We start from the raw sequence: 24719 nt of genomic DNA, 5'->3' as shown, positions 1-24719 counted from the left end.
CGTGCAGCGCCCAGGCGGCAATCCGCCCGGGCCGGGTCCGCGACCGCCGATGCCATCCGGTCCGCCCGGACGCCGACCCCCACCCGGTCAACGGTCGGGCCCGGGAGGAGCGCCGTTCGCCAAAGGCACTCCGCCGCAAGGCAATAGGCCCACAGATGGCTCCCGTCCACCCTTCGCCGGACCCCGGCCGGGTGCAGCGCCGGGCGGACGACCGGACTCCTCCGGTCGGGATTCCGACCGGGACGATCACACGACACAGGTGGTGGGTGCGGGCGGACTGGCAGTCGGTCTGTCCGGCGATCCGTCTCCTGATACCCGCGTCGTGGACGGTCCCGGCGCGGCCGGCGCACCTGCCGCCGCCGACCGCCTGGACACCGAGACCTCGGGCCCTGCCTCCCCGGCGACCCAGGCCTATTCAGCAGTCGAACCCGCCAGAAGTTCGGAGGACAGCGTGGCTCCCCAGTCCGGTGCCGGTCCGCGCGTCAATCGGATGGCGTTGTGGGCCTTGGCGTTGTCGATCCTCGGGATCACCTTCATCGTGGGACTGGTCCTCGGATACCGTGCGCGCACCCAGATCCGGCAGCGTCGCGAGGCGGGTCTCCCCTTCGCCACCGCCGCCATCTGGGTCGGCTGGGCCTACGCCGGGGTCTTCGTCTTCGGGCTGCTCGTCTACGGGTGGATTCTGTTCATCGCCTGAGCCGGACTGACGAGCGGTGAGTCGCCCATCCGCTTCCTGAGGAGCGAGCTTCCGAGCACCTCACCCCGTCCCCTGAGGAGCGAGCGTGCAAGCACCTCACCCCGCCCCCTGAGCAGCCTATGAGGGTTTGTGTCAACAGGGTCCTGTGATGGGTGTGGGCGTGGGGGTGTGGCCCGGCGGCCGGTGGTGGCTGCGGGATGGATGATGGTGGGGTTTTGGATGGCCGGGGTCGTTGCCTGGCGCGGGCTCTACCTAGCGGTCAAACGGGTTGGTACCCAACAGCCTTCATTCGAGCTTGGTTCGCGCCGGGGTGGGACTGCTCAGGCTCAGGGTCGGGCTTATGTGCCCAAGGAGCAGCGAGCTTGTCCCGGCCGGAAGGGGTTTAGGGGTCAGGCGGCGGTCCTTTCTACGGGTCGGGTACGGCCGGCAGCGATGTCAGGGTTCCACGGCGTGGCGGTGGTGATGACGACGTATAGCTGCCGCAACAGAGCCGCGGCGATCGCTACCCGGGCCTGGTTGGGGTTGAGGCGGTTTGCTTCTCGGCTGGTCAGGTGCCGATAGCGGGCGGCGTATACCTCGTTGTGGGTCAACGCCGCGAACGCCGCTCGCCAGGCGGCGACCCGCAACAGCGGCCGGCCACGACCGCTGATGCGGGTGGCGCCGCGGTAGGCGCCGGAGGAGTTCTCCCGGGGGCATAGTCCGGCATGTTTGACTACCGCCCGCGCCGAGTCGAAGCGGGTCAGGTCACCGGTTTCGGCGAGGATCGCCGCCACCGAGACCGCCGATACTCCGGGAATGGATCCGGCGAGTTCGTGCAGGCCCAGCCCGGTGAGGACCTCGATCATGGCCGCCTCGACCTGCTCGCAGGCGGTGCGGGCGTGGTGAAAGTCGGCCAAGGCGTAGCGGGCCCGTTCCAGCGCACCGGCCTCGGCGGTGATCGTGGTCTCGGTCTGGACGGCGAAAGCGGCATCGACGATCGCGACCAGGATGCGGGTAGTGACCCGACGCCCACCCCAGCAGGGCAGTTCGGCGCGTACGTGTTCGCGGAGCCACGCCACCGCCTGTTCCCGGCTGCCCTGGGCGGTCAACGTTTCCGGGGTGCAACCGATGACGGCCATCGCGGCCAGCCAGGTCACCGATTTGAACGGTTGCCCGGCGCAGTCAAGGGCGTGGGGCCAGGCGCCTTCGAGGAGGTCGCGGGCTTGTTGCTGCGCCGCACCACGGCGGGTGAGTTGCTGGGATCGGCGTACGCCGAGGTGACGTAGCCGGGTCCATTGCTCGTCGGCGTGTTCGGGCAGATAGATATGAAGTTGGGTGGTCAGCCGTGCGATCAGCAGGGCGTCTTTGTCATCGGATTTGTCGTGGGTGAAGTCTTCGGTCTCTCGGGCCCGTGCCACCGCGATCGGCTGCACACACACCATCTGCACCCCGACCGCCGCGGTCAGGTCTCGGACCGTTTTCCAGCGATGCCCGGTCGGTTCACACGCGATGACGATGCCGGCAAACCCGGCAGCGGTAGCGGCGGTACGGCTCCACTCGATCGCGGTGGCCAACTGCGGTGGCGCGCAGTGAAAAGTTCTGCGCGCCACGATGCGGGAGTCGTGATCGACCACAGCGACAACTTGCTTTTTCGACGCCAGATCAATCGCTGCGACCGCGTAGTCACGGCGCACGATGCCCCGGAACTTGCTCAACCGATCGTTGCGACGCTTGTCTCCACGACTCAAACGACTAGCCTTAGACATTGACATCCTCCTTTTGTGGTTGGGATAACCAAGCCCCTTATGACCACATCAGGAGGATGTCCCAGTTACCAGCCCTTCCAGCTATTACTAGGAGCGAGCGTGCGAGCACATCACCCCGCCCCCTGAGGAGCGAGCTTGCGAGCGTCTCGAAGGGTCCGCCGCGCCGGCATCACGAACACGGTCGCGAGGAGGGCACACACGAGGAGACCTGCCGTGAGGAGGTACGTGTCGGCGATCGCCGAGGCCAACTCGGGCGCAGCGTCGATGCGTTCGGCGGGACTCAACGACATCGCACCCGCCACTCCCCGACCGTCGACCGCCGGGCTGCGCGAATTCATCAGGGCCGCAATGGTGGCCGTAATCGCGGCCGACGCCAGCGCGACGGCGAACTGGTTCGAGGTCGTGAGGATGGTCGTGCCGCCGGGGGTGTCTGCGCCCTCGAGGTCGCGGGTGGCGGCCGTCATGGTGGGCAGCATCGTCGCGCCGACTCCGATCCCCATGAGAGCGAGGATCGCGACGACGACCGGGTATGGCAGCGACTCGTCGAGCAGCGTGGCCATCAGGATCATCGCCGTCGTCGACAGCACGATGCCGCAGATCGCAACCCGTCGCGGGTCCACGAAATCGGCGACCCGCGTGGCGATCTGGAGAGTGATGCCGCTCAGGAGCGCGGGGAGGACGAACAGCATGCCGGCGGTCGTGGCCGAATCGGATCGGACCGACTGGACGTAGATGGGCAGGATCGTCATCGATCCGAAGTACGCCCCGGCGAAGAAGATCATCACCACGACGCCACCGCGCAGACGCGCGTGCGCCAGCAACCGGAGATCCAGGACGGGCGTGCGGCTGCGCAGCGATCGTCGGACGAAGTAGCGCAGCAGGACCAGGCCGATACCGACCGGGACAAGTATCGATGCCGCGAGCAGCGACCCGGTGTCCCCGGCGCGGGCCAGGCCGAGAACCAGGAACGCCCCGCCCGGTGACAGCGCCGCCACGGCTCGCAGGTCGATTCGCGGCATGCCGCGCGTGGCGGTTCGGGGGAAGAACCGCCACGCCAGGACCGCCGCGATCAGGCCGAGGGGTACGTTCACCGCGAAGACGACACGCCAGCTGCCGTGGTCGACGAGTACGCCGCCCAGCACCGGACCGAGCACGGGACCGACGAGGGTGGGTAGTCCCAGGATGGCCATCATCCGACCGCGCAGCGCCTCCGGCACGGTCTGCAGCGCAATGGCCATGCCGACGGGTTGCAGCATCCCACCACCGAGCCCCTGGAGTGCACGAAAGACGATGAGACTGCCGATGTTCCAGGACAGGGCGGTGAGGAGCGAACCGAGAACGAAGACCAGGAGGGCGGCGCAGTAGACCCGTCGGCCGCCGAAGCGGTTGCTGGCGTAGGCCGACAGCGGCATGACCGCGACAAGGGCCAGTGCATACGCGGTGGTCACCCACTGCACGCTGGACAGCGGCGCGTCGAATTCGGTGGTCAGTTGCGGCAGCGCGACGGTCACGACCGTCACGTCGAGCATCGCCATGAGGGTCGGGACGACGAGGATGAGGCCGATACGCCGGCTCGCCGGGTCGAGTGTGGTCACGACGACGAGCACACAACCTCAAGTTCAGTTGAAGTCAAGGGCGGTGTGAAATCCTGCGTCTTGGGGCAAGGTGGAGAGATGCCGGACAACGAGAAGCCCACCTGGACCACGACCGACGATGAAGTGAAGGCCGACCCCGACATGCGGACCGACCCCGACGAGAATGGCGGGCCGGCCTCGGCACTGCCCACCGCAGGGGACACGGAGATCGGCGAGACCGACCGAATCCGGGAAGACAAGGCGTCTTACGACGGAGCGCAGCCACCGGCCGACCACACTGACGAGGGTCACGCGGTCGGCGGATCGGAGGGCACGACCGATGGCCAGTGACACCCCGTCCGGACAGAAACGCACCATCGTCCTCACCGGCGCCAGCGACGGGATCGGCGCGATCGCCGCGCGATCCCTGGCCGGACCCGACACCGATCTCGTCCTCGTCGGACGCTCGGCGAAGAAGCTCGCGCCGATCGCCGCCGAGACCGGTGCGCGGCAGTTCACCGCCGACTTCTCCGCGCTCTCGGAGGTGCGGGATCTAGCCGCCGAGATCAATTCCGCCGTCGGGACCATCGACGTCCTGATGAACAACGCGGGCGGGACGTTCGACGCGTCGCACCGCACGTCCGACGGGCACGAACCCAACTTCCAGATCAACCATCTCGCACCGTTCCTGCTGACCCACCTGGTGCGGGACCGGTTGGCCGCGGCCCCACAATCGCTCGTCCTGAACACGTCCAGCGTCGGCAACCTCTTCGGGAAGGTCGACCTCGACGACCTGGATTTCGAGAAGCGCCGGACCCTCGCGATGCGGCCCTACGGTACGGCCAAATTGATGAACATCATGTTCACACGCGGGATCGCGCAGCGCTGGACCGGTGACAAGATCTATTCCGCCGCAGTGCATCCCGGACCGGCGGCAACGAGCTTCGGCCGCGACTCGCGCTTCGTCGGGCTCGCCTACCGGTCTCCGCTGACGCGCCTGGTGACCATCACCCCCGAGCAGGGAGCTGCCCCGCTCATCGCCCTGGCCGAGCGCGGCGCCGACCCGACGGTCAACGGCGTGTACTTCGATCGCCACAAGGCCAATGGTCGGGAGAACCGTCAGGCCCATGACCAGAAGCTGATCGACGGGTTGTGGCTGCGATCGGCGGAACTCACCGGTTTGACGTGACCTGACCCGTCTCCCCCGCCCTGACCTGGGCCGTGGCCGAGACCGCGGTTGTTCTCTACGTTGGCGGTCGGAGACCGACACCGTCTACCTGGACACAGGAGGTTCAGATGACACGCAACATCCTCTTCATCATGACCGGCGCCGGCAGCTGGACGCTGAATGACGGCTCGAGCCACAAGACCGGGTTCTGGGCCGAGGAGGCCGTCGCGCCGCTGGAAGTGTTCCGCGCGGCCGGCTACAAGGTGACCGTAGCCACTCCGAACGGCGCGAAGCCACCGGTCGACGAGACGAGCCTCGCGGTCGAGAGCATCGGCACACCTGAGCGCGCCGCGGAAATCCGCCATGTCGTGGAGACCGCTCCGGAGCTGCAGAAGCCGATCGCGCTCACCGACGTTCGCATCGCCGACTACGACGCCGTGTTCGTCCCGGGAGGCCACGGACCCATGGAGGACCTGGCCGTCGACGCGGACGCGGGAGCTCTGCTGATAGCGGCCGACGAGGCGCAACTGCCGCTCGGAATCGTCTGTCACGGTCCGGCGATCCTGTTGGCGGCGAACAACTCCGACGGCGTCAACGCGTTCGCCGGCCGCACGGTGACCGGCTTCAGCAACGCCGAGGAGGAACAGGCCGGGCTCGCCGACAAGGCTCCCTGGCTCCTCCAGGATCGGCTCACCCAGGCGGGGTTCAAGGTCACCCTCGCCGAACCGTGGACGGTCCACATCGAGACCGACGGCAACCTGCTGACCGGCCAGAATCCCGCGTCGTCGGAATCCTTGGCACGCACCCTGCTGGATCGCCTCGAGAACGTGCCGCAGGGTTCCAAGTAGCACCTCTTGCCCCTCGAGGTTCGAGGAGCACACCCTCTGCTCCCTCAGGTGCGAGGAGCACACCCCTGCTCCCTGAGGTGCGAGGAGCACACCCCTGCTCCCTGAGGTGCGAGCGAAGCGAGCCACGAAGGGTCTCGCAAGGCGTCTCACCAGGCCCTTCGTGGCTCGTCGCTTGCGCTCCTCGCACCTCAGGGACCAGTGGGTGAGTAGTTCTCTCGGATCAGCGAGCGGTGAGGGGCGCTCCGCTCGCACCTCCGAGCGCAATTGTCAATGCCGAGAGTCGTACGGCAGCAACGCCATCTCTCGCGCGTTGCGGATCGCGGTGGCGACCTGGCGCTGCTCCTGCGGGCTCAGCCCCGTGAGGCGTCGGCTGCGGATTCTGCCCTTGTCGGACAAGAACTGCCGCAGCAATGCGACATCCTTGTAGTCCACGGGATTCCGCCCGTCGACCCGCACGCCCTGTGCGATGAGAAGGTTCCGCTTGCGCTTCGCCGGCACTTCCTCGCGCTGACGTTGTCTTCTGTTGGCCATCACTGTTCCTCGTTCTCGTGGGTCCGGATCACCAGCTGGACTTCTGGATTCCGGGTAGTTCGCCGCGGTGCGCGAGTTCGCGGAACCGCACGCGCGACAGGCCCGCCTTGCCGATGTACCCGCGGGGCCGGCCGTCGACGGCATCCCGGTTGCGCAGCCGAGTCGGACTTGCGTTGCGCGGCAGCCGTTGTAGGCGTCGTAGCGCTTCCGAACGCTCCTCGGACGTCGAACTGGCTGCGACGCTCGCGCGCTTCAGTTCGGCGCGGAGGTCGGCATACCGCGCGACGACCTCGCGGCGCTGTTCGTTGCGGACGATCTTGGACTTCTTGGCCATCAGCGGTCCTCTCGGAAGTCGACGTGGGCGCGGGCGATGGGGTCGTACTTGCGCAGCACCATCCGGTCGGGATCGTTGCGGCGGTTCTTCCGGGTCACATAGGTGTATCCGGTCCCGGCGGTGGAACGCAGTTTGACGATGGGCCGGATCTCGTTGCGCGCCATCAGACCTTCTCCCCCCGGGCACGGATCTTGCGCAGCACCGACTCGATGCCGTGCTTGTCGATCGTCGAGATCCCCTTGGCGCTGACGCGCAGCGTCACGTACCGCCCCTCGCTGGGCACGTAGTAGCGACGGCGCTGGATGTTCGGGTCCCACCGGCGCGACGTCCGCTTGTGCGAATGCGACACCTGCTTGCCGAAGCCGGGTACCCGACCGGTGACCTGGCACCTCTTGGACATGCTGCCTCCTGTTCTTATCGACAATGATTGGCATTAACTGTGCGGCCACGGTACCGTCGTCGAAGCACAAATGGAAATCATTCTCAATAGAACGGAGTGGAGTCGTGCTCGACGATCAATCCGCGAACCACCCGCAGGACGCCCCGGGCGACCAACGGACCCCGGTCGTGCTGGTCACCGGGCTCGACGCGTCGTCGATCCACCGGGTGGGCGACGCGTTGGAGTGCGGCGGCGTCGGCAGCGTCCAGGTCCACCACGACCTCACACAGGTCGAGGATGGCCGCGTCGTCCGGACCCTCAGCTGGCGGGGTCCCGACGGTCGCAGCCACCATGACGTTCTGCATCGTGGAACTGGCCCACGGTTGCATCTCGTGCACCCTGCGCGAAGACCTGCTCCCTCTGCTGCGGCGGCTGCACCGTCGACCGTCGGTGAACCGGATCGTCCTCACACTCGATCCCGTCCTGGAACCCGAGCAGGTCGCCTGGTCGATCGAGAACGTCATCGTCTCGGACATGCCGGGGTTCGACGACGCCCCGGCGGCCGCCGACGTCCGCGTCGATCTCACCGTTGCCTGTGTGGCCGAGGAGGATTGGCTGACGTCGGCGGCCGGCGATCTCTCACTCGCCGAGGGTGGGCATGTCGCGCTCGACGACGACCGCACCCTTGCCCAGGTGGCGGTCGGTCAGGTCGCTTTTGCCGACGCACTGGTGGTCGCAGCATGCGACCCGACCGTCCGCGACGCCTGGGCGTCCGCGCGACTCGTCGCCGTCCTCAAACGGCTCGCGCCGAACGTCCCGATGATGTTCGAGTTGCCGCAGCGCCCGATCACACCCGTCCTGGCCGAGCAACTGCTCGCCGCGGTACCGCCCCGTTCACGTCGCGGACGCATCGACGGTCCGCACGACCCTCTCCTCGCGGGCGAACCGCCACTGGACTCCGACTGCGGGGTCACGTGGGTCGAGTTCCACAGCGATCGACCGCTGCACCCGGGTCGCTTCCACGAGGCGATCGACGCCCTCCTCGACGGGGTCGTCTGTGCCCGCGGGCGACTCTGGATCGCCACCCAGCCCGACGAGGCGCTCTGGCTCGAGTCGGCCGGCGGCGGACTGCGCGTCGCGCACGGAGGTCCCTGGCTCGCCTCGATGACCGATGACGAACTCGCGCAAGTACCCGACGAGCGTCGGGCTCTCGGTGCACTGCGCTGGGACGAGACCTTCGGCGACCGGCACACCTCGCTCGTCGCGCTCGTCCATCAGGGCGACCCCGCCGAGATCGAGGAGGCCCTCCGCGGCGCCTGCCTGAACGAGGTCGAATTCGCTGCCGGACAACAGTTCTGGTCGCACTTCGACGATCCGTTCGGGCAGTTCCACGCCGACCCGTGCGATGACCTCGACGTCGGCGAGTCGACCGTGGACGCATTCCCCGGCGTCGACGCTGATCCCCGGGACAACTGAACCCGCACCGACCCACATCTCACCGGAAGGCACCCACATGAAGAAGGGCATCCACCCCGATTACCACCCCGTCGTCATCCGCGACGGATCGACGGGCAAGGAGTTCCTCACCCGATCGACGGCGACATCGTCGACGACCGTCACCTGGTCCGACGGCAACGAGTACCCGCTCATCACCGTCGATGTCACCAGCGACTCGCACCCGTTCTACACCGGGGTCAACACGATCCCCGACGTCGCCGGCCGGGTCGAGAAGTTCCGCCGGCGCTACGCGCACCTGGACAAGAAGAGCGACTGAGGGTCATCGTCGGACGACGTCAGTTCTTGTCGTCCTTCGGTTTCCCGTTCCCCTTGTTCTCGCTGTTGCCACCGCCGCCGTCGCCACCGCCGCTGTTGCCACCGCCGCTGTTGCCCCGCCCGTTTCCGCCGCTTCCGGCCGGTCCCTCCTCGGTCTGGGGGGTGTCGATCTCCGTCGCGCCGGTCGGCAGAGGGATCGGCGCGGGCGCGTCGATCGTGCTCGGCGGTGGAGTCGGCCGTGATTCGGTGGTCGAGGACTCGGCGGCCGGCAGGGAGGTCGGGGTGGCCGGAACTGGGGTGTCGTCGTCGGATCCGGTGGCGATGACGACGACGGCGACGAGAAGGGCGGTCAGCAGAGCGGCGGCGCCGCCCAGCACCGCGATCGACGTTCGACGTCGGGAGCGGTTCGGCCCTTCCGGAAGCGAAGCCGTCCCCGAGGCGGTGCGAGTTGGCGGGGACGGTGGCGGCATCGGCGCCGTGAGCCGACTCGTCCCGTCCGGGCCCATGTGGTCGCCATGCCCGGCCAGCGCCGCACTCATCGCCGCAGCACTCGGAAACGGCACGGTGCCACCCGGACGCATGGCCCGGTCGATCGTCTCGCGCAGTGTCGGGGCGACATCCGGCCGGATGTCGGCCAGCAGCGGCGGCGGCGCGTGCAGGATCGCGTGCGCGACGGCGGCAGGGTTGTCGTGGTCGTACGCTCGGCGACCCGTCAGAGCCTCATATGCGACGACCGCAGCCGCGTAGAGATCGTCGGCCGGTGTCGCCGCCCGGCCCAACACGCGACCGGGACTGAGGTAACAGATGGTTCCGACCACTTCTCCCGTCGCCGTGTGCGCCATCCCGGCCGTCTTGGCGATGCCGAGATCGGCAACCTTCACCCGGTCGCCGGACATCAGCAAGTTCGCGGGTTTGATGTCGCGGTGCAGCACCCCGGCGGAATGGGCGGCGTACAGGGCGGCCAGGACGTTCCTCGAGGATCGCGGCGACGCGGTGGGGCGGCAACGGCCCGCCGGCCATGAGATCGCCGACCGTTGTGCCACTCAGCCGTTCCATCACGATGTACGGCGTTCCGTCGTGCTCGCCGAAGTCGTGGACGGCGACGATGTTGGGGTGGTTGAGCGCGGCGGCCGCCCGCGCCTCTGCAATGAACCGGTCACGTGCGACCGTCGGGGTCTCCGGCTCTGAGCGCAGTAGCTTGATGGCGACCGACCGGTGGAGTCGCCGGTCCCACCCGTCGTGGACCACCGCCATGCCACCGCGTCCGAGAACTCCCCGGATCTCGTAGCGTCCGTCGAGCAGGTCTCGGTCCACTTGTTCACGGTAGCGGGTGCCATTCCCGGCCATCGTCGACCCGGAGCCGGAGTCGGACGGCGTGATCTCAGCCCGGCAGCAACCCGTCGACCAGCGCGTCGACGATGTCGTCGACAGGCACATCCGGGAGCAGTGGGCCGGTCAGCTGGTCGAGGAGGAGTCCGTCGACGGCGTAGTGGAAGAGGGCGATCTCCCGGGCCGTCCCCGGCAGGCCGGCTTGTTCGTTGAACGCCACGTCCCCGGTGAACCCGGTCCGACGCCATTCGCCGATGATCTCCGCGACCTCGGGGCGTCGAATTCCTTCCAACCGGAGTTCGATCAGTGCGATGGTGACAGTCCGGTTTGCCATCAGACGCTCGACGATGTTGCGGAGATACTCGGCGAAGAGCTCCCGCGTCGGTGTGCGTCCGGCTCGCTCGGCGATGAACTCGTCACTCGGTGCCAGTCGCTCGTAGATGCGCTCCACCAATCCGGTGAGAAGTGCTGAGCGAGAACGGAAGTAATTCGTCGTCGTACCGAGGGGCACGCCGGCGGCACGGTCCACCGCGCGGTGGGTGAGCCCCCGCGCGCCGGCGTCGGCGAGCACTTCTAGACCCGCATCGGCCAGGGCGCGTCGACGGTCGTCGTTACGGGCCATGAGAAAACGATAGCGCAACCACTACATGTGCTGTAGTTTCTCAACCACTACATCTGAGGTGATTGGGGATCAGCATGCGTGAACTCGTGTACTACGTGGCCGTGAGTCTCGACGGGTACATCGCCGGACCGGACGGCCAGTTCGACGCCTTTCTGATGGAGGGCGATCACATGGACGGCATCAACGAGCGGTTTGCCGACACCATCCCGACGGACTACGCCGCCGCACTCGGGATCGACCAGAGCACAGGGATTTTCGACACCGTCCTGATGGGAGCCGGTACCTATGCCGCCGGGTTGCCAGAGGTGACGAGTCCGTATCGCCACCTCGACCAGTACGTCTTCACCCATCGTCGACGCGACCCGGTGGACGGCGTGACGTTCACGGATCGCGACCCGGTCGAGGTGGTGCGTGAGCTCAAACAGCGCAAGGGAAAAGACATCTGGCTCTGCGGAGGCGGCGATCTCGCGACTCAACTGGCCGACGAGATCGACCGGTTTGTCCTCAAGCGTCAGCCGGTGATGTTCGGGAGCGGCATTCCGCTGATGGCGCCCGGCCGGTACGCGCCCAGGAGGTTTCGACGCGTCAGCGCACACGACTTCGACACCGGCGTGTCGATCGTCGAATACGCCGCAGCGTAGGAGCGGACCTACGTCACCACCGCGAGCGCGTCGTCGAGCGAGACGAGGTCGGCCATCGTCACCGCAGTCCGCGACGAATCGCGCAGCTCTGTCGCAGCGCGGATGGCAGCCAGCGCCGTCAACCGACCTGTCGCCTCGGACTGCCCTGTACCGCAGGCGTGTCGACATTCACCGGACCGCCGGTTCTCGGCGATGACGTGCCAGGCGTCCGACCCGAGGGGAGGCGCCCACGTCAGCGTGCTCCGCAACACCGGCACCCGACCGATCAGACCCAGCGCCGCGGTCATCGGTGCCGAGCTGAGGGTGAGATACGTGCGAATCGCCCCGGGCTTGTCGCCGAGCAGGACGTGGTCGGGAAAGTCCGCGCGCAGATAGCGCCTCGTGCGGCCGTCCGGTCCGGTGGCGCGGCGGGTCTCGCCGAGGTTGCGCACCGGGCGGCCTTCGGGCGGGTGGTGGACGTCGGTGCCGACCAGACCGACCGTCCAGGCGACCGCCGCCGTGCCGTGCTTCTCGCCCGCCCCGAGCATCACGAGCACATCGAGGTCGTCGTCCGGGCGCGAGTCGAGGGAGGCGGCCAGGATCGTGCTCAGGCCCGGTGCAAGCCCCGCTCCCAGGACGACGGGCCCCACGGCGGCGGCCCGCAGCGCGTCGAGGTAGGCCCCCGTCGCCGAGATGTCGACCAGTGGCGTCGGTCCGGTCGCGGTGCCGAGCTCCGGGCGCTCGATCCCGGAGGCATTGACGACGACGTTGTGTCGCGCAACGAGACCACACAACTCCGAGAGGTTGCCCAATAGATCGACCCGGGCGTCACCGGTTGCCGTGCGGCTCGTCGCGGTCACGACGTGGCCGGCGTCCACCAGCTCCCGGGCGACGACTTCGCCCACCGCACCGCGCCCGCCGAGAAGCAGGATTCGTAGATGCTCGTTCGATTCGTCCACCTCAACGCCACCTGCGTCGTTCCCGATGCTCATGGAGTCCATGGTCTGCGACGGCAGTCGCGACCGGCGAGAGCTTTTGCGGAATCTGCAAAGATGACGCCATGACAGCTGACCTGACCGAGCTGATCAGCGCGATCGGTCCGCGGCTTCGTACGCTCCGCCTCGCGCGGGCGCTCACGCTGACCGCTGTGGCCGAGGAGTCGGGACTGTCCATCAGCGCACTCTCCCGGGTGGAGACCGGGAAGCGGCAGCCGACGCTCGAACGTCCTGCTCCCCCTCGCGAAGGTCTATCGGGTCTCGCTCGATCAACTCGTCGACGCACCGCCCACGGGTGATCCTCGTGTGCATCTCGAACCGAGGTCGGTGGCGTCCGGGGGTGTCATCGTTCCACTCAGCGGCTACCCGGGGCGGGTACGGGCGTTCAAGCACGTCCTCGGCCCACGCGAGCCGCACCTAGTCACCCATGAGGGGCACGCCTGGCTCTATGTGCTCGCCGGGCGAGTGCGCCTACTTCTCGCCGACGCCGAGCACGTCCTGGAACCCGGCGAGACGGTCCAGTTCGATCCCACGACTCCACACTGGTTCGGACCGGTCGGCGACAGCCCCGTCGAGATCCTGCATCTCTTCGGTCCACATGGTGACCGGCCTGTTGTGCGGCTGGGATGAGAGTCGGCGATCGAGAGAAACGCCGAAGGCGACGAGTGGCTTGTCGAGCCGCATCGTCGCCTTCGAGAAATGGTGGAGCCTAGGAGATTCGAACTCCTGACATCTGCCTTGCAAAGGCAGCGCTCTACCAACTGAGCTAAGGCCCCGTGCCGTACCGATCGGTTCGGCGGGATGCGAGATTCCGATGTCCGAAAACATCTGTCGCAGTGGGCCTAGGAGGACTTGAACCTCCGACCTCTTCGTTATCAGCGAAGCGCTCTAACCGCCTGAGCTATAGGCCCTTGAACCGAGGAGTGAGATTACCCGACCGATGCCCCAACAAACAAAACGGCTGGTCAGGCGCTCACTCAATCGAGGTCGGCGAGAGTCACCTCGGCGCCGCCGACGAGGTCGGCACAGATGTTGTAGATGTAGCTGCCGATCGTCGCGAGCGCGGTCAGCAGGATGGCGTTGATGGCGCCCAGAAGCGCCGCGGCGCCGAAGACGGTGCCCGCCCCGATCACGTCGTTACTCGCGGCCGATTCCTCCGCCATGAGCGTTCCGAAGCTGTTGTTCACCTGATCCCACACGCCCATGCCGTCGAGGATGAGGTACAGCACGGCGACGGAAATCATCCAGATGAAGAACCCGACCACCGACAGCACGGCCGCGACCTTGAACGTCGCCCACGGGTCGATCCGACGCACCTGCACCGAGGCGCGCAGCGCGGTCCCGGCGGCGAGTACCTGGCGAGGCGCCGACCGCGGTGCGGAGGGCTTGGATCCCGGCGCCTGTGCCGTCTCGGGTCGCTTCAGGTCCGCCGTGTGGTGGATCTGATCGAGGTCGGGCAGATCGTTCTCCGGAAGGTGTCCGCGATCGATCGTGCTGGTGGGTGACTCGACGAAGCCGGGTTCCTCGGTCGCCGTCGCCGTACCCGATCGGCGCGGACTCTCCAGCTTGGTCACCGGGGCCTGCTGGCCGCTCATGCTGGCGGCAGCGGTGCCGCTGTTCGTCACGACGCCGCGCGGCGGCGGGCCGCCCGGGTTACTCAGCGGCGGGCCGCCCGGGTTGTTCAGCGGCGGGCCGGCCGGGCCCTCACCGGTGCTCGGACGCTGGGCGGCGTCGCGGTTGAACGTCTCGGTCGGGGCGGCTGACGGATCGTCGGCCGGCCCCCGCTGCCACGGCGGCACCAGTCCCCCGGTCGGGGTCCCCGTTCCGGGTCCCGCCGGTCCCCCGGCGGGGCGCCCGTTCTGGTCCTGATGCGGCTCGTTCGGTGTGCTCACAGACATTCCCTCACTCAGGCGTTCCTGACGTTGCTCGCTCGGCGCCGGGTCCGAACCCACCGTTCCCGACCCGTCGACTCGCGACGGGTCGAGCAACAGTGGCCTTCACCCTAACGCCTAGGAAGAGACCTCTGTCTCGTCCGGCTCGTCGGCGTTGCGGGCGATGGCGATGACCGTGGTGCCCTCGTCGATGTTCATCAGACGGACACCCTTGGTCTGGCGTCCGGCCTTGCGCACCGATTTCGCCGTGGTGCGGATGACGCCGCCCCCCGAGGTGATGGCGTAGAGCTCGGAGTCGTCGTCGACGATGAGCGCGCCGATCAGTTCACCGCGTCGACGATCGTGGGCGATCGTCAGCACACCCTTGCCGCCGCGACCCTGCACCGGGTAGTCGTCCATACCGGTCCGCTTGGCGTATCCACCGGACGTGGCGACCAGCAGGTAGGTGCCCTCGCGGACGACGTTCAGTGACAACAGCGTGTCGTCGGTGTTGAACCGCATGCCCTGGACGCCGGAGGTCTGCCGGCCCATCGGCCGCAGGGCTTCGTCGTCGGCGTGGAACCGGATCGACTGTCCCTTCTGCGACACCAGGAGCAGATCGTCGTCGGCGCTGCACAATTGGGCACCGACCAATTCGTCCTCGCCACGCAGGTTGATCGCCGCGATGCCGCCGGAGCGGTTGGAGTCGAAGTCGACCAGTCGCGACTTCTTCACCAGGCCGTTGCGGGTGGCGAGCACCAGATACGGCGCATCCTCGTAGGTCTTCAGCTGGATGACCTGGGCGATCCGCTCCTCTGGCTGGAAGGCCAGGAGGTTGGCGACATGCTGACCACGGGCGGTGCGGTTCGCCTCGGGCAGCTCGTAGGCCTTGGCGCGGTAGACGCGACCCTTGGTGGTGAAGAACAGGATCCAGTCGTGGGTCGAGCACACGAAGAAGTGCTTGACGATGTCGTCCTGCTTGAGCCCGGCACCCTGGACACCCTTGCCGCCGCGACGCTGGCTGCGGTACAGGTCGGTCTTGGTGCGCTTGGCGTATCCGGTCTCGGTGATCGTGACGACGACGTCCTCGCGAGCGATCAGATCCTCGTCGCTGACATCGCCGTCGGCCGCGATGATCTTGGTCCGACGCTCGTCACCGTACTTCTCGACGACCTCCTTGAGCTCGTCGCGCACGATGGCGCGCTGACGCTCGGGCCGGTCGAGGATGTCCTTGTAATCGGCGATCTCGAGTTCGATCTCGGCGAGTTCGTCGACGATCTTCTGACGTTCCAGGGCCGACAGACGGCGCAACTGCATCGCGAGGATGGCATCGGCTTGGATCTCGTCGATGTCGAGGAGGTCGATCAGGCCGGTACGCGCGGTCTCGGTGTTGGCCGAACGGCGGATCAGCGCGATCACTTCGTCAAGCGCGTCAAGGGCTTTCACCAGACCGCGCAGGATGTGGGCGCGCTCCTCGGCCTTGCGCAACCGGTACCGCGTCCGTCGCACGATGACGTTGATCTGATGCGCCACGTAGTAACGGATCATCTGGTCCAGACGCAGCGTGCGGGGCACGCCGTCGACGATGGACAGCATGTTCGCACCGAAGCTGGTCTGCAACTGGCTGTGCTTGTACAGGTTGTTCAGGACGACCTTGGCGACGGCGTCGCGACGCAGCGTCACCACGATCCGCATGCCGACGCGGTCCGAGGACTGATCCTCGATCCGGCTGATGCCCTTCAGCTTTCCTTCGTTGACCTGCTCGGCGATCGATTGGATCAGGTTGTCCGGGTTGACCTGGTAGGGCAACTCGGTGACCACCAGCGTGGTGGATCCCTTGTTCTCCTCGATGTCGACGACACTGCGCATCCGGATGCTGCCGCGCCCGGTGGTGTAGGCGTCCTTGATCCCCTGGCTGCCGACGATCAGTCCGGCCGTGGGGAAGTCGGGTCCCTTGATGCACTCCATGCACGCGGCGAGGGTGGTCTCGTCGTCGGCGTCGTGGTTCTCCAGCGCCCAGAACACCGCATCGGCAACCTCGTTGAGGTTGTGCGGGGGCATGTTCGTCGCCATACCGACGGCGATACCGCCGGAACCATTGATCAGCAGGTTCGGGATACGCGACGGCAGGACCGTCGGTTCATTCGTCTTGCCGTCGTAGTTGGGGACGAAATCGACTGTCTCCTCGCCGATGTCGCGCAGCATCTCCATGGCCAGCGGGGTGAGCCGGGCCTCGGTGTAACGCATCGCCGCGGCACCGTCGTTGCCCCGCGAGCCGAAGTTGCCCTGACCGTCGATGAGCGGGTACCGCATCGACCACGGCTGGGCGAGGCGCACCAGGGCGTCGTAGATCGCGGTGTCGCCGTGCGGATGGTAGTTACCCATCGTCTCCGCAACGGGTTTCGCCGATTTGACGTAGCTGCGGTCCGGGCGGAACCCGGCGTCGAAGGACGCGTAGAGGAGGCGGCGGTGCACCGGCTTGAGACCGTCGCGGACCTCGGGGAGCGCACGGCCCACGATGACGCTCATCGCGTAGTCGATGTAGCTCTTCTGCATCTCCTGCCCGAGATCGACGGGCTCGATGCGATCGCCTTCACCGCCGGCGGGCGGCAGGGTGGTGTCAGTCATGTGTGTACTTTCTCCGATCGGAGCGGAATCGCAGGAACCCGCGATCAGACATCGAGGAAGCGAACGTCTTTCGCGTTGCGGGCGATGAAGCTGCGTCGGGCGGCGACGTCCTCACCCATCAGGATGGAGAACAGTTCGTCGGCGGCCGCGGCGTCGTCGAGGGTGACCTGGCGCAGGACACGCACGGCCGGGTCCATCGTGGTCTCCCACAGTTCCTTGGCGTTCATCTCACCGAGACCCTTGTACCGCTGGATGCCGTCGTCGGTGTTGATCTTCTTGCCCGCCGCACGACCGGCCTCGAGCAGTCCGTCCCGCTCGCGGTCGGAATAGGCGAACTCCGGAGCCGACTTCTGCCACTTGAGCTTGTACAGCGGCGGCATCGCGAGAAACACGTGACCGTGCTCGATGAGCGGCCGCATGAAGCGGAACAGCAAGGTGAGCAGGAGGGTCGAGATGTGCTGACCATCGACGTCGGCGTCGGCCATCAGCACGATCTTGTGATAGCGGAGCTTGCTGATGTCGAACTCGTCGTGGATGCCCGTGCCGAAGGCGGTGATGATCGACTGGACCTCGGTGTTCTTGAGCACCCGGTCGATTCGCGCCTTCTCGACGTTGATGATCTTGCCGCGCAACGGAAGGATCGCCTGGTACATCGAGTCACGGCCCGACTTGGCGCTGCCGCCGGCCGAGTCGCCCTCCACGATGTAGACCTCGCACTTGCCGGGATCGTTGCTGCGGCAGTCGGCGAGCTTGCCGGGGAGACCACCGATGTCGGTGGCGGTCTTGCGGCGCACCAAATCGCGGGCATTGCGCGCTGCCATCCGGGCCCGCTGCGACTCGACGATCTTCTTGATGATCGTCTTCGCCTCGGCCGGGTTGGCCTCCAGCCAGTGTCCGAGGTGTTCACTGCAGACGCGCTGGACGAATCCCTTGACCTCGGTGTTGCCCAGCTTGGTCTTGGTCTGGCCCTCGAACTGCGGATCCCCGACCTTCACCGAGATCACTGCGGCGAGGCCCTCGCGGATGTCGTCACCCGAGAGGCGGTCTTCCTTCTTGTCCTTGATGAGCTTCTTGTCCACCGCGTACTTGTTCACGGTGAGGGTCAGCGCGGCGCGGAAACCCTCTTCGTGGGTACCACCCTCGTGGGTGTTGATGGTGTTGGCGAAGGTGTGGACCGATTCGGAATAACCTGCGTTCCACTGCATCGCGACCTCGACCTCGTGGCCGGTGCCCTGGCCGGTGAAGCCGACGACGGTGGTGTGGATCGACTGCTTGGTCCGGTTGAGGTGCTTGATGTAGTCGACGAGCCCGTCGGGGTAGTGATAGGTACGGGTCTTCGGCTTGGCCGCGGCGGCGGCCTTCTCTTCCTCGGACTTCACCACCTCGGCGGCCTCGGTGGTGCCGCTCTCCTCGTCACCGTCGGCGTCACCCGGCGGCTCAATGGCCTGCGGACGCTGATCGGTCAGCGTGATGGTGAGCCCCTTGTTCAGGAAGGCCATCTCCTGCAGACGACGCGCCACGGTCTCGGCGTTGAATCGGGTGGTCTCGGTGAAGATCTCGGGGTCCGGCCAGAACCGCACCGTGGTGCCGGTCTTGCGCGTCGGGGTCCCCTTCTCGAGGGCGCCGGGTGTCGCGTAGGTGTAGGTCTGCTCCCAGTTGAATCCGTCGTTCTGGATCTCCAGCTCCACCTTGGTGGACAACGCGTTGACCACCGAGATGCCGACGCCGTGCAGACCACCGGACACCGCATAGGCGTCGGAGTCGAACTTGCCGCCGGCGTGCAGCTGGGTCATGACGACCTCGACCGTCGGCACGCCCGTGCGGTGCATGCCGGTCGGGATGCCGCGGCCGTCGTCGACGACCTGGACACCGCCGTCGGCCAGGAGGGTCACGTCGACGCGCGAGGCGAAGCCGGCCATCGCCTCGTCGACCGAGTTGTCGACGACCTCCCAGATCAGGTGGTGCAGCCCTCGCTCACCGGTGGATCCGATGTACATGCCGGGCCGTTTGCGGACGGCTTCCAGACCTTCGAGGATGTTGATCGAATCGGCGCCATACTCTGACGGCTTCTTCTTGTTCTTCTTCGGTCCGGTGTCGTTGGTGTCGGCCACGAGGTGCGTCCGCTCCTGTTCTGCTCATCGACGGATCAGGTGGTCTCCGGATCCGTCGTCGATCCTTCTCGACGGGGCACACGGCGGTTGCGCGCACAGGAATACCCGGTGGGTACATCCGGGTAGCCTGGAGGCGCTGTCTGTCTGCTGTTGTGCACCCCTGTCGGGACAACTCTCCACAGTGTACTGCCTGACTCGCCCTGGAACGCGCATCCGGGGCCGCTAACAGGCCCTCAGAACGATTTTTTTGCCTCGATCCCGGTTCGATCGTGGCTTGGGGATGGAAAACGGCCCACGAGGCTCTGCAACTAGTAAAGTGCGGTCGACTCTGCTAGCGGCGCGTCAGCCGTAGGTGTCGCGTGGGCCGCGCCCGCGCACATGCCGTTCACCCTTACGCCACGACGGGCCCTTCGGACCGCTGATCCGCAACGAGGTGACCTGGCCGTTGCCGATGGCGGCCGCGATCTTGGCGAGGATCTGGGATTGGATGTAGCGAAGTTGCGTCGCCCATGCCGTCGACTCGGCCTGCACGTGGAGGACGTTGTCGCGCAACGCAACCGGCTTCGCATGAGCCGCGATGTCCGAACCGACGATCTGTTCCCACATCCCGAACAGGGTGCCTTCGCCGATCTTCTCCTGCCACCCGCGATCCTTCGCCAGCCCGCCGACCAGCCGGCCGAAGGGCTGCGGATCCCGCTGATCCGGACCGGAGCCGGACCAGCGTCGACGCCCCTGGGATCCGCGCGGGACCCGACGGACGGGCGACGCCCGGCCCCGGCCGACCGACTTACCCGCGGCGCGGGCCTGTGCCCGGGCCTCCTCGAGCGCCTTGCGGGCACGTTCGTACCCGCCGAGTTCGCCGGGCGGTGTCGGCCGTGGTGCGGGGTCGGCGGGATCCGGGGACCCGGACGGTCGATCGTCACTCATGGGCTTCCTCCCCCGCTGCCGTCACATCGTCGAGCGCTTCGTCGACGATGTGCGACCGCCGGCCCGCGTCGTCGTCGACCACATCGACGCCGATCCGCCGGCCACCAATCCGCCCGGGGATGTCCTCGGCGACGGCGGCGGTGATGAGGAGTTGCTCGGCGTCGGCGGTGAAATCGACGAGTTGCGCGCGCCGCTTGGCGTCGAGTTCGGCGAACACGTCATCGAGCATGATCACCGGCTCGACACCTTCGGCGCGGGTGAGCTCGACGGAGCCGAGGCGCAGAGCCAGTGCCAACGACCAGGATTCCCCGTGTGAGGCAAAGCCTTTCGCGATATCGCTGCCGAGCACGATGTCGATGTCGTCGCGATGCGGACCGACGAGACACAGGCCCCGCTCGATCTCCTTGTCGCGCAACTCCGTCAGGCGTAGTGCCAGCACGTCGGCGATCGCCTCGGGTGTGTGCTCCTCGATCTCGACACCGCCGGCGGGACGATACCGGAGCACGGCCGGCCGTGAATGCGGCGCGATCGAGGCGTATGAGCCGGTGAAGTGCGGCTCGAGCTCGGCGAGCACCGACAACCGTGCGGCGATCACCTGACCGCCGAGATCCGCGAGCTGACCATCCCAGACATCAAGTGTGCTGACCACCGAATCTGCCTGTTGCCCACCACGTCTCAGCGCCGCGGCGGCAGTCTTGAGCAAGGCCGACCGCTGACGCAGGACCCGGTCGTAGTCCGCGCGGGCGGCGGCGTAACGGGGACCCCGCTGGGCGACCAGTTCGTCGACGAAGCGTCGGCGGTCGCTCGGGTCACCACGCACCAGGGACAGGTCCTCGGGCGCGAACAGCACCGTACGGAGGATGCCGAGCAGGTCGCGGGGCCGCCGCGCCGGGCTCCGGTTGATGGTCGCCTTGTTGGCGCCCTCGGCATTGATCCGCAGCTCGGCGGTCAGCTCACGGCCGTCGTTCTCAACCGTCGCGGTGACCGACGCCGACGCGGAGCCCGCGTGTACGAGCGGTGCATCGGAACTCACCCGGTGTGAGCGCAGCGTCGAGAGATAGAACAGCGCCTCGAGCAGATTGGTCTTGCCGAAGCCGTTGCGGCCAGTGAAGACCGTCGGCCCGGGTGCCAGATCGAGGTCGACGGACCGCCACGATCGGAAATCGCGCAGATGCAGCTCACGGACGAACACGAGTCGGCGTCGATCCTGAGGACGGTGAGGCCGTGGCGGCCGTCAGCCCGGGAGGCGGACGGGCATCAACAGGTAGCTGAATGCGCTCTCGGGAGCGACGAAGGCGCCGGACTCGTCCGCGACCGGATCCTCTCCGCTGGCCGGGCGGAGGACGGCAGGCCGGCTGGGGGTGGTGAATCCGAAGTCCACCGCGTCGGCGTTGATCGCCGACAATCCGTCCTGCAGGTACCCGGGGTTGAACGCGATCGTGAGGGGCTCACCCTGGAACGACACGGGCAGCTCTTCCTCGGCCTTGCCGGCCTCGTCGCCGCCCGCGGTGAGTAGCACGGATCCCTCGGAGAACTCCATCCGGACCTGCGCGCCGCGCTCGGCGACCAGGGCCACACGCCGGATCGCCTCGATCAGCGGGCCGCTGTCGATGGTGGCGACGGCGGTGTGGCTGGCCGGGAGCAGCTGACGGAACTTCGGGAACTCCGCGTCGAGAAGGCGGGTGGTGGTCTTCTTGGTCTCGCCGAGGATGCCGAGAATGCCGTCGGATCCGATGGCCGCGCCACCACCGAACGCCAGTGAGACGACGCCGGTGCCCTCGGCACCTGCGGTCTTGGCGCTCTCCGAGAGCGTCTTCGCGGGCACCAGGACGGCCCCCTTGGTGTCGGGATCGGAAGGCTCCCACTGCAATTCACGCACCGCGAGGCGGAAACGGTCGGTCGCGGCGAGGACGACGGAGTTGCCCTCGATCTCGACGCGGACACCGGTGAGCATGGGCAGGGTGTCGTCCTTGCCGGCCGCCACGGCCACCTGCGAGATCGCCTCGGCGAAGAGCTGCGACGGGATCGTTCCGGTGACGGAGGGCACGTCGGGCAACTGCGGGTAGTCCTCGACCGGCATAGTCGGGAGCGAGAACTTCGCGCTGCCGCAGGTGATCGCGACGCGTGCACCGTCGAGGGTCACGTCGACCGGCTTGTTCGGCAGGGCCTTGGTGATGTCGGCGAGGAGCCGGCCGGAGACCAGGACCTGTCCGGGCTCGGCGACCTCCGCGCCCAGATTTTCCTGGGCCGAGACCTCGTAGTCGAAACCCGAGACGGTCAGGCCCGTTTCGCCGACGTTGAGCACCACACAGCCGAGAACCGGGACGGGCGGACGAGACGGGAGACTGCGGGCCACCCAGGCGACGGAATCAGCGAACTCGTCACGCGCGACACGAAACTTCATGCTGGGAGGTTGCCCTTCTCTCGTTCTCGTTCCCGCCTGGATCGCCGGGTCGGCGCCGCAGTGGGTCGGCCGGCCTGGAGTGGGATCCCGCATCCGGGAATCCCACTGTAGAACGCCGCCGCCCGAGCCGGAGTGGTTGGGGCCAAGTCACACCGTCGTCGGAGCCGGCTGCGGGCGACCCGATCGGCGACGGTCTGTGCACAGACCTTCTTACAAAAGAATCTCTTTCTAGAGGGATCCATCTCAGTAATAGGAGTTGTGCAATCTGTGGACAACCATGACATCGGGCCAGTCCGGGCGGGTGTGGACGTGTGCATGACCGGTGGAGCAACGTCGAGCGGATCCGTCCGGGGATGTGGAGTTCTCATGTTGTTCGCGCGGCGTCCACCGGCGATGCACATGCCGACCCCGGTTATCCCAAGGATTGTGCACAGCTGGTGATCGATCGTGAGCAGCGTCGATGTCGGCCGAATCCTACTGCGGGAAGGCGGTCCACGGCGTCGAAGACTCTCGACCTAAGGACCAGACTTGGCATTCGGACGGGCCATCGCGGCCGCCATCGGATGCCACTGCGGGCGGCGGAACACCCTCAGACGACCGCACCCCCGGGCCGTCGTGGCCTCGGGGGTGCGGAGAGCTGTAGGTGTGAGCGTGTCAGCCCACGGCGCGCTGCTTGATGCGGGCGGTGAGTTCCTGGACATGGTCGTACACCCGGCGGCGCTCGGCCATCTCCTTGCGGATCTTCCGTTCGGCGTACATGACCGTCGTGTGATCGCGGTCGAAGGTCTCGCCGATCTTCGGCAGCGAGAGGTCGGTGAGCTCACGACACAGGTACATGGAGATCTGGCGGGCCTGGGCGATCGACCGTGTCTTACCGGGACCTCGTAGTTCCTCGACAGAGATGTCGAAGTACTCGGCGGTGATCGCGAGGATGCTCGCCGCGCTGACCTCCAGGGTCCCCGAGTTGGGCAGCAGGGCCTGCAAGACGACGTCGGCCAGGGACTTGTCGAGAGCAGCGTCGTTGAGCGACGCGAACGCCGTCACGCGGATGAGTGCACCCTCGAGTTCACGGATGTTGCGCTCGATCTTCGACGCGATGAGTTCGAGTACATCGTCGGGAACCGCGATGTTGTCCATCTGCGCCTTCTTGCGCAGAATCGCGATCCGGGTCTCCAGATCGGGCGGCTGGACATCGGTGATCAAGCCCCACTCGAACCGTGTACGGAGCCGATCTTCCAGTGTCGCAAGCTGTTTCGGCGGCCGGTCAGAGGAGATGACGATCTGCTTGCTCGCGTTGTGCAGGGTGTTGAAGGTGTGGAAGAACTCTTCCTGGATGCCTTCTTTGCCCACGAGGAACTGGATGTCGTCGACCAGCAGCACATCGACGTCGCGATACCGGCGCTTGAACGCCACCCGCCGGTCGTCGCGGAGCGAGTTGATGAAGTCGTTGGTGAATTCCTCGGTGGACACGTACTTGACCCGCATGCCCGGGAAGAGGCGCTGCGCGTAATGGCCCGCGGCGTGCAGCAGGTGCGTCTTGCCGAGTCCGGACTCTCCCCAGATGAACAGTGGGTTGTAGGCCCGGGCGGGGGCTTCCGAGACCGCCACCGCCGATGCGTGCGCGAACCGGTTCGACGCGCCGATGACGAAGGTGTCAAAGGTGTACTTGGGGTTGAGGTTTGCGCCGGTGGCCGGCGGCGTCGAGGTGGGCCGCTCGGCGAAGTACGACGCCCAGTCGCCGGACGGGCGCGTCGACTCCGGCATGTGGGACGGCGCGCGGCCCGCGCCCACGGGGGCGGCCGTGTAGTCGACTGCTGCGGCCGCTCCGGCGATGGGCCGTACGTCGGGAACCGGTGTTTCCGCCACCGGCTCGTCGTTGCGCGGGGTGGCGATACGGACGCCGAGATCGACGGGTTCGTCGAGGTGGCGGCTGAGGACCGAGCGGATGGTCTCCCGGAGATTGCGTTCGATCTGTTCCTGGACCAGCGCCGTCGGCACGGTCAGCAGGGCGAAGCCTTCGGTGAGGGTCAGGGGTCGAACCAGTGACAGCCACGCCTTCTGCTGGCGTGTCAGTGGTTCGTGGTCGCGTGCGGCTTCGTCGTCGTTGAGTTCGGCGACGACCTGTTGCCACACCTCGCCGAAAGTGTCTCGGTCTGAAGTCAC

At 67.1% G+C, this 24719-nt stretch carries 24 protein-coding genes, 2 tRNA genes and 2 pseudogenes; 9 read left to right on the top strand and 19 right to left on the bottom strand.

The features are described from left to right. The first annotated feature begins 262 nt into the window (after positions 1-262). Positions 263-697, top strand: a complete 435-nt coding sequence (locus QAD21_RS00130) for a DUF4190 domain-containing protein (RefSeq protein ID WP_280360332.1) — start codon at positions 263-265, stop codon at positions 695-697. A 389-nt stretch (positions 698-1086) separates the two neighbouring features. Here the strand turns inward: QAD21_RS00130 and QAD21_RS00125 are convergent, their stop codons facing one another. Beyond that, positions 1087-2391 carry an IS110 family transposase gene (locus QAD21_RS00125; RefSeq protein WP_247449427.1) on the bottom strand — a complete coding sequence of 435 codons (1305 nt, stop codon included), beginning with the start codon at positions 2389-2391 and terminating at the stop codon, positions 1087-1089. Between the two features lie 161 nt (positions 2392-2552). Beyond that, positions 2553-4037: a DHA2 family efflux MFS transporter permease subunit gene (locus tag QAD21_RS00120; RefSeq protein WP_280360331.1), complete on the bottom strand. Its 1485-nt coding sequence runs from the start codon at positions 4035-4037 to the stop codon at positions 2553-2555. A gap of 78 nt (positions 4038-4115) precedes the next feature. On the opposite strand from QAD21_RS00120, the gene QAD21_RS00115 reads away from it, so the two are divergent. The 3 genes from QAD21_RS00115 to QAD21_RS00105 all read left to right on the top strand — a co-directional run bounded on the left by QAD21_RS00115 (position 4116) and on the right by QAD21_RS00105 (position 6032). Continuing rightward, positions 4116-4367, top strand: a complete 252-nt coding sequence (locus tag QAD21_RS00115; RefSeq protein WP_280360330.1) for a hypothetical protein — start codon at positions 4116-4118, stop codon at positions 4365-4367. Then, positions 4357-5205 carry an SDR family NAD(P)-dependent oxidoreductase gene (locus QAD21_RS00110; RefSeq protein ID WP_159369726.1) on the top strand — a complete coding sequence of 283 codons (849 nt, stop codon included), beginning with the start codon at positions 4357-4359 and terminating at the stop codon, positions 5203-5205. The genes QAD21_RS00115 and QAD21_RS00110 overlap by 11 nt, the downstream gene beginning before the upstream one ends. A gap of 107 nt (positions 5206-5312) precedes the next feature. Then, entirely contained in the window at positions 5313-6032 is a 720-nt protein-coding gene (locus tag QAD21_RS00105; RefSeq protein WP_058253007.1) for a type 1 glutamine amidotransferase domain-containing protein, read from the top strand. Between the two features lie 267 nt (positions 6033-6299). Here the strand turns inward: QAD21_RS00105 and rpsR are convergent, their stop codons facing one another. Genes rpsR through rpmB form a run of 4 tightly spaced genes read right to left on the bottom strand, consistent with a single transcriptional unit; the run spans position 6300 to position 7297 of the window. Beyond that, a complete protein-coding gene (gene rpsR / locus QAD21_RS00100) occupies positions 6300-6563 on the bottom strand; it encodes a 30S ribosomal protein S18 (RefSeq protein WP_058253006.1) in 264 nt (87 codons plus the stop codon). A gap of 28 nt (positions 6564-6591) precedes the next feature. Next, complete coding sequence (gene rpsN / locus QAD21_RS00095; protein WP_280360329.1) at positions 6592-6897, bottom strand: 30S ribosomal protein S14; 306 nt, start codon at positions 6895-6897, stop codon at positions 6592-6594. Further along, complete coding sequence (gene rpmG / locus QAD21_RS00090) at positions 6897-7061, bottom strand: 50S ribosomal protein L33 (protein WP_058253004.1); 165 nt, start codon at positions 7059-7061, stop codon at positions 6897-6899. Before rpmG ends, rpsN begins: the two co-directional genes overlap by 1 nt. Beyond that, the gene (rpmB, locus tag QAD21_RS00085) at positions 7061-7297 is read right to left on the bottom strand and encodes a 50S ribosomal protein L28 (RefSeq protein WP_004020952.1); all 237 of its coding nucleotides are present in this window, start codon (positions 7295-7297) and stop codon (positions 7061-7063) included. Before rpmB ends, rpmG begins: the two co-directional genes overlap by 1 nt. 104 nt (positions 7298-7401) lie before the next feature. Here rpmB and QAD21_RS00080 point away from each other — a divergent pair. Together QAD21_RS00080 and QAD21_RS00075 are read left to right on the top strand one after the other, a co-directional pair. After that, positions 7402-8752 (top strand): annotated as a pseudogene (locus QAD21_RS00080) (GTP-binding protein). Positions 8753-8789: 37 nt separating this feature from the next. Continuing rightward, positions 8790-9050 (top strand): type B 50S ribosomal protein L31, encoded by a 261-nt coding sequence (locus QAD21_RS00075; protein WP_058253002.1) that lies wholly within the window; start codon positions 8790-8792, stop codon positions 9048-9050. A 19-nt stretch (positions 9051-9069) separates the two neighbouring features. On the opposite strand, the gene QAD21_RS00070 is transcribed toward QAD21_RS00075, so the two are convergent. From QAD21_RS00070 to QAD21_RS00065, 3 genes and pseudogenes are all read right to left on the bottom strand, one after another. Continuing rightward, complete coding sequence (locus QAD21_RS00070; protein WP_348534472.1) at positions 9070-10092, bottom strand: protein kinase; 1023 nt, start codon at positions 10090-10092, stop codon at positions 9070-9072. 7 nt (positions 10093-10099) lie between these two features. Then, positions 10100-10303 (bottom strand): annotated as a pseudogene (locus QAD21_RS25295) (protein kinase); the annotation flags it as partial. Positions 10304-10430: 127 nt separating this feature from the next. Further along, positions 10431-11000 carry a TetR/AcrR family transcriptional regulator gene (locus QAD21_RS00065; protein ID WP_137809129.1) on the bottom strand — a complete coding sequence of 190 codons (570 nt, stop codon included), beginning with the start codon at positions 10998-11000 and terminating at the stop codon, positions 10431-10433. A gap of 74 nt (positions 11001-11074) precedes the next feature. Between QAD21_RS00065 and QAD21_RS00060 the strand changes: the two genes are divergently transcribed. Further along, complete coding sequence (locus QAD21_RS00060) at positions 11075-11641, top strand: dihydrofolate reductase family protein (protein WP_280360328.1); 567 nt, start codon at positions 11075-11077, stop codon at positions 11639-11641. 8 nt (positions 11642-11649) lie between these two features. Here the strand turns inward: QAD21_RS00060 and QAD21_RS00055 are convergent, their stop codons facing one another. Beyond that, on the bottom strand, positions 11650-12612 hold the full coding sequence (locus QAD21_RS00055) for a saccharopine dehydrogenase (RefSeq protein WP_280360327.1): 963 nt from the start codon (positions 12610-12612) through the stop codon (positions 11650-11652). Positions 12613-12680: 68 nt separating this feature from the next. Between QAD21_RS00055 and QAD21_RS25290 the strand changes: the two genes are divergently transcribed. After that, positions 12681-12914 carry a helix-turn-helix transcriptional regulator gene (locus QAD21_RS25290; protein ID WP_348534471.1) on the top strand — a complete coding sequence of 78 codons (234 nt, stop codon included), beginning with the start codon at positions 12681-12683 and terminating at the stop codon, positions 12912-12914. Between the two features lie 7 nt (positions 12915-12921). Continuing rightward, positions 12922-13245: a cupin domain-containing protein gene (locus QAD21_RS25285; protein ID WP_348534470.1), complete on the top strand. Its 324-nt coding sequence runs from the start codon at positions 12922-12924 to the stop codon at positions 13243-13245. 70 nt (positions 13246-13315) lie between these two features. On the opposite strand, the gene QAD21_RS00045 is transcribed toward QAD21_RS25285, so the two are convergent. The 9 genes from QAD21_RS00045 to dnaA all read right to left on the bottom strand — a co-directional run bounded on the left by QAD21_RS00045 (position 13316) and on the right by dnaA (position 24719). Continuing rightward, positions 13316-13391, bottom strand: a tRNA-Ala gene (locus QAD21_RS00045). Between the two features lie 61 nt (positions 13392-13452). Then, positions 13453-13526: transfer RNA gene (locus QAD21_RS00040), tRNA-Ile, on the bottom strand. A 66-nt stretch (positions 13527-13592) separates the two neighbouring features. Next, positions 13593-14507, bottom strand: a complete 915-nt coding sequence (locus QAD21_RS00035; protein ID WP_065630876.1) for a DUF3566 domain-containing protein — start codon at positions 14505-14507, stop codon at positions 13593-13595. 117 nt (positions 14508-14624) lie between these two features. Continuing rightward, positions 14625-17114 (bottom strand): DNA gyrase subunit A, encoded by a 2490-nt coding sequence (gene gyrA / locus QAD21_RS00030; protein WP_280360326.1) that lies wholly within the window; start codon positions 17112-17114, stop codon positions 14625-14627. 44 nt (positions 17115-17158) lie between these two features. Further along, positions 17159-19225, bottom strand: coding sequence for a DNA topoisomerase (ATP-hydrolyzing) subunit B (gene gyrB / locus QAD21_RS00025; protein ID WP_068970742.1), 2067 nt, complete (start codon positions 19223-19225; stop codon positions 17159-17161). A 342-nt stretch (positions 19226-19567) separates the two neighbouring features. Beyond that, complete coding sequence (locus QAD21_RS00020) at positions 19568-20152, bottom strand: DUF721 family protein (RefSeq protein WP_068970743.1); 585 nt, start codon at positions 20150-20152, stop codon at positions 19568-19570. Then, positions 20145-21344, bottom strand: coding sequence for a DNA replication/repair protein RecF (recF, locus tag QAD21_RS00015; protein WP_068970744.1), 1200 nt, complete (start codon positions 21342-21344; stop codon positions 20145-20147). The genes QAD21_RS00020 and recF overlap by 8 nt, the downstream gene beginning before the upstream one ends. 42 nt (positions 21345-21386) lie before the next feature. Then, positions 21387-22556 carry a DNA polymerase III subunit beta gene (gene dnaN / locus QAD21_RS00010; RefSeq protein ID WP_058252995.1) on the bottom strand — a complete coding sequence of 390 codons (1170 nt, stop codon included), beginning with the start codon at positions 22554-22556 and terminating at the stop codon, positions 21387-21389. 654 nt (positions 22557-23210) lie between these two features. Then, positions 23211-24719, bottom strand: a complete 1509-nt coding sequence (dnaA, locus tag QAD21_RS00005; RefSeq protein ID WP_068970745.1) for a chromosomal replication initiator protein DnaA — start codon at positions 24717-24719, stop codon at positions 23211-23213.

The organism is Gordonia sp. SMJS1 (assembly GCF_029866425.1).
GTDB classification, from domain to species: Bacteria; Actinomycetota; Actinomycetes; order Mycobacteriales; family Mycobacteriaceae; genus Gordonia; species Gordonia hongkongensis.
The sequence above is the reverse complement of the archived record's forward strand: the minus strand, read 5'-3'. Positions and strand labels throughout refer to the sequence as shown.